Consider the following 4,249-nt stretch of genomic DNA (forward strand, 5'->3'; position numbering starts at 1 on the left):
AGGCCTTTGGCCTCCAGTCGGGTGGTGGCCCGGGGGGTGGAAGGGACCTTGGCCATGTCGGACGCTGAGGGACGCTTCCGCATCTTCCTCCCCCGGCAGGGGGGTAAGGTGGAGGTCCTTCCTCCCCCCAATACCCTGGCCTTCCCCTCCCAGGTGGAGGTGGGTCCTGGTCCTTGGGAGTCCCCCCTTTCCGTGGAACTCCCGCCCGCTTCTCGCATCCGCCTGATCTGCATGGGGCAAGGGGGGAAGGGGGCCTATCTATGGGGAGGGGTTACCGCCTACGTGGCCTGCGGGGGGCAGGCGGTGGTCCCCCCAGGGGTCTATAGGCTTCTGCCTGACGCCCTCCCAGAGGGGGAGGCGGAAGGGGCCCTGGAGGTGCCCCTGCACCCCTTAGAGGAAACCCCTGTGACCCTCTCCTTTCGCCACAAGCCCAAGGAGGCGGTGGATGAGGCCACTCCCATAGGGGTGCGCTTCTTTCCCCCAAGGCCTGCTCCAGGGGAAGAGGTCCGCCTGGAGGTCCAGGGCGTTAAGGGGAAGCTTTGGCTCTCCCTGGGGGAGGGAGGGGTGGTGGAGGAGGGGGTGGTCCGGGAAGGGGCCCATACCTTCACCTTCCAGGTTCCTTGGGAGGCCCAAGGGACCCTAGCCTTAAGGTTAAGGGGGGAGCTGGGTTTTTCCCGGGATCTCCTCCTCCCTTTGGACGAGGGAAGGGAGCTTTTGGAGGTAAGCCTCACCCCTCCCAGGGCTTCCCCCAAAGAGGTGGTGAGGGTTACGGCGAGGGTTCGCTTTCCCGCAGAGGGGGTCTTCCTCCTCCTGCCCACGGGTGAGGCCTTGGCCCTAGCCCCCATAGGGGATAGGGTGTATGGAAGGGAGTTGGTCCTAGACGATGCCCTGGTCCGCCTCGCGGAGCCCTTAGGCCCCCCTTTGGCGAAGGGGCTGAGGCTCGAGGTGGTGGCAAGGCAGGGAGACCGGGAGGTCAGGAAGGGGCTAAGGCTTCTCTTGCGCTGAGCCCCTTACAGGTATGCCGGCTCCACCCCTTTTTGGGCGAAGGGGAGGAGCTCGTAAAGGGCCCGGGGGTCGGGAGGGGCGTCCAAGAGGAGGCCTTCTTGGGGCAGTTCCGAGTGTTTCAGCTTCCGGGGAGGTTGGACCACAAGGGGCCTTCCCTCGCGCCTGGCGTAGGTGGCCCCGTAGTAGAGCCCATTTCTGGCGGTGAAAAGGGCGGTGAGGGGAGGACCGCCTTCCTCCAAGAAGGGCCAGCAGGCGGCGAGGAGGGAACTCACCCCGTACACCTGGGCCCCGTGGGCCATGGCGATGCCTAAGCCCGCGGCTAAGGCGATGCGCAGGCCTGTGTACGACCCGGGACCCTCTCCCAGGACCACGGTGCCTATCTCCTCCTTCCTCGCCCCCACCTCGCCGAGAAGCCCGTCCAAGATGGGAAAAAGCGCTTCCTCATGCCTCCTGCCTAGGCGCACGATCCGGCCAATGCCCTCGTCGCCCCGGAAAAGGCCTAGGGAGAGGTAAGGGGTGGCGGTGTCCAGGGTCAAGGTCCACATGCCCCTATCCTAGAGGGGTTGGTATACTCCGGCACGGGATGCGGACCTTTCCCCTCCATGCGGTCTTGTCCTGGGGAGCGCTTTTGGGTCTAGGGGTCTATGCTGCCCGGTTGGGGTTTCTCCCCCAGGCTTGGGTGGGGGTAGGGCTTGGAGTGTATGCCCTTTTGGTCCTTTGGGGGGTTCGTTTTGGCTGGCGCCACGCCCTCTTAGCCCTTGGCCTGATGGCCTACTGGTTCCCACCGGCGGCCTTCTTGGTGCCCTTGCTCTTCGCCCTTATCTTTGGCCGGGGTTTGAGCGAGAAGGAGCAGGGCGCCGTGTATGGCTGGGCCTTGGTGTGGCCCGCCTTAGCCCTTCTTCTCATCTGGCAAGTCTTTCCCACCTTTTACGCCTTCTACCTAAGCCTTTTTGAGCGGGTCAACTTCCTGCGCCCCGCTGCCTTTTCCGGGCTGGAAAACTACCGTATCCTTCTCCAGGACCCGCTTTTCTGGAGGGCTTTGGGAAACACCTTCTGGTACGTGGCGTTTACCGTGCCGGTGGGTCTTCTCCTGGCCACCGTGGTGGCCATTCTCCTGAATACCCAGGTGGCCTTTTTGGGCCTGTATCGCACCCTGTACTTCCTTCCCTACATCACCGCCCTCACGGCGGCGGCGGCGGTGTGGCGTTGGATCTACCACCCGGAGTTTGGTTTTCTCAACTGGCTTCTCCGTACCCCCGGCCTGGACTGGTTGAACACCCCGAAGGGGGTTTTCGCCCTTCTCCTCGAGCCCCTTGGGATCCAGGTCCAGGGGTTTTGGGCGGGACCCAGCCTGGCCTTTGTGGCCATCATGGTCATGAGCGTCTGGCACTTTCTGGGCTACCAGGTGGTGATCCTTTTGGCTGGGCTCCAGGCCATCCCCAAGGAGTACTACGAGGCGGCGGAGCTGGATGGGGCGAGCTTCTGGCAGAAGCATTGGCTCATCACCTGGCCGCTTCTTTCCCCCACCACCTTTTTTCTCTTTACCCTGGGGCTCATCGGGGCCTTTCAGGTTTTCACCCAGGTCTATGTGCTCACGCCCACGGGTGGGGTGTTGCAGGATACCTTGACCTTGGCCTTTTACCTCTACAACAAAGGTTTCCGCGACTCGGACTTCTCCTACGCCAGCGCCATCGCCATGGTGACCTTCCTTCTGATCCTGGGGCTCACCTTGATCCAGAGGCGGATTTTGGAAAGGCGGGTGAACTATGAGATTTAAACCCACCTCCCTGTTGGTGCACCTGGTCCTCCTGGGGGGAGGGCTGATCATGGCCTTTCCCTTCTACTGGATGCTGGCCACCAGCCTAAAAAGCCCGCAGGAAGCCTTGCAGGCCAAGCCCATCTGGGTTCCCGAGCGCATGAAGCCGGGAAACTGGCTTAAGGCGGCTAGGCTCGGGGATAGCCCGCTTTGGGGAGGGCTGGCGCCTGGCCGAAGTGTGGAACTGGTTTTCCCGGGAGAAAAGGGGCGGCCGCCCAAGGCCTTCATACCCCGCACCCCTGGGGCCTTCTTTGACCCCCGGGCGGAGGGTACCCGGGTGGAGGTGGTCTATCGGGAGGGGGCCTGGCGGGTGCGGCTCACCAACACCACAGGGGAGGCCTTTCGCTTTTTGCCCCTGGTGGTCCTTTGGCCCAAAGAGGCACCCCTGAACCCTCCCCTCCCTCCCGATGCCCTCCGCTCCCAGGGGGAGGACTGGCGGCTGGAGTGGGTGAATGCGGTGCCTGGGGCCTTGGGCTACCTTTTCCACAACTACCTCGAGGCCTGGTATGCGGCTCCGTGGGGCCGGTATTTCTTCAATAGCTTCTTCACCGCCCTCACCCAGGTGGCCGTAGGGCTCTTCCTGGCGGCCCTAGCGGCCTTTGCCTTGGCCCGGATCCCTTTCCCGGGCAAAGATGCGGTGTTTGTTCTCATTCTGGCCACCATGATGGTGCCGGGGGAGGTGCTCCTCATTCCCAACTACGTGCTTTTGGCCAGGCTGGGCTGGTTGGACACCTACTACGCCCTCATCGTGCCCTGGCTGGCCTCGGTGTTTGGCATCTTTCTCCTCCGGCAGTTTTACCTTTCCTTGCCCCAGGACCTGTTTGATGCCGCCCGTATAGATGGAGCGGGCTACTTGACCCAACTCTTCCGCATCGCCCTGCCCTTGAGCCTTCCGGGACTGGTGTCCTACGGCATCTTCACCTTCCTGGGGGCCTACAACGCCCTCCTTTGGCCTCTCATCGTCACCCAAAGCCCGGAGATGCGCACGGTGCAGCTGGGCCTGCAGGCCTTTGTTTCCGAGGCCGGGTCGGACTACGGGGCCTTGATGGCGGCCAGCACCTTGGTGATCCTACCCGTGATCCTGGGGTACTTCTTCGCCCAGCGCCAGTTCATCCAGGGTATCGCCCGGTCGGGCCTTAAGTAGCCTGACCGAGGCTTGACCAAGGAGGGCATATACTCTTCCTTGGAGGTTTGCGTATGCGAAGAGCCCTCTTGTTAATGGCGGTTTTGGGTGTTGCCCTAGCCCAGCAGGCCAAGCCCGAGGAGGTTATCAAGGAACAGTGCGCTAAGGCCAAGGTGGTGGCGGAGCTGTGGCATGGCTTCACCGGCGGAGCCCCCAAGGCCGCCTTGGAGAACCTGGTGGTGGAGTTCAACAGGACCCAGCAGGGCCGGTGCGTGCGCCCCGTGCCCCAAGGGGGGTACCGGGAC

General features: G+C 63.3%; 4 protein-coding genes and 1 pseudogene. 4 read left to right on the top strand and 1 reads right to left on the bottom strand.

What is annotated here, in order from left to right; all coding sequences use genetic code 11:
* The coding region (locus Q0693_RS04030; protein ID WP_298629404.1) for a hypothetical protein at window positions 1–1,005 on the top strand (1,005 nt) is incomplete at its 5' end.
* A gap of 5 nt (window positions 1,006–1,010) precedes the next feature.
* Here Q0693_RS04030 and tsaB read toward each other — a convergent pair.
* A complete protein-coding gene (tsaB, locus tag Q0693_RS04035) occupies window positions 1,011–1,550 on the bottom strand; it encodes a tRNA (adenosine(37)-N6)-threonylcarbamoyltransferase complex dimerization subunit type 1 TsaB (protein WP_298629406.1) in 540 nt (179 codons plus the stop codon).
* Between the two features lie 38 nt (window positions 1,551–1,588).
* Here tsaB and Q0693_RS04040 point away from each other — a divergent pair, with 38 nt between their 5' ends.
* The 3 genes and pseudogenes from Q0693_RS04040 to Q0693_RS04050 form a co-directional block, all read left to right on the top strand.
* Window positions 1,589–2,782 (top strand): sugar ABC transporter permease, encoded by a 1,194-nt coding sequence (locus tag Q0693_RS04040; protein WP_298629408.1) that lies wholly within the window; start codon window positions 1,589–1,591, stop codon window positions 2,780–2,782.
* Window positions 2,772–3,965, top strand: a complete 1,194-nt coding sequence (locus tag Q0693_RS04045; RefSeq protein WP_298629410.1) for a carbohydrate ABC transporter permease — start codon at window positions 2,772–2,774, stop codon at window positions 3,963–3,965. Before Q0693_RS04040 ends, Q0693_RS04045 begins: the two co-directional genes overlap by 11 nt.
* 53 nt (window positions 3,966–4,018) lie before the next feature.
* A pseudogene (locus Q0693_RS04050) lies at window positions 4,019–4,249 on the top strand (ABC transporter substrate-binding protein); the annotation flags it as partial.

The sequence above is a fragment of the uncultured Thermus sp. genome (assembly GCF_938010445.1).
GTDB classification, from domain to species: Bacteria; Deinococcota; Deinococci; order Deinococcales; family Thermaceae; genus Thermus; species Thermus altitudinis.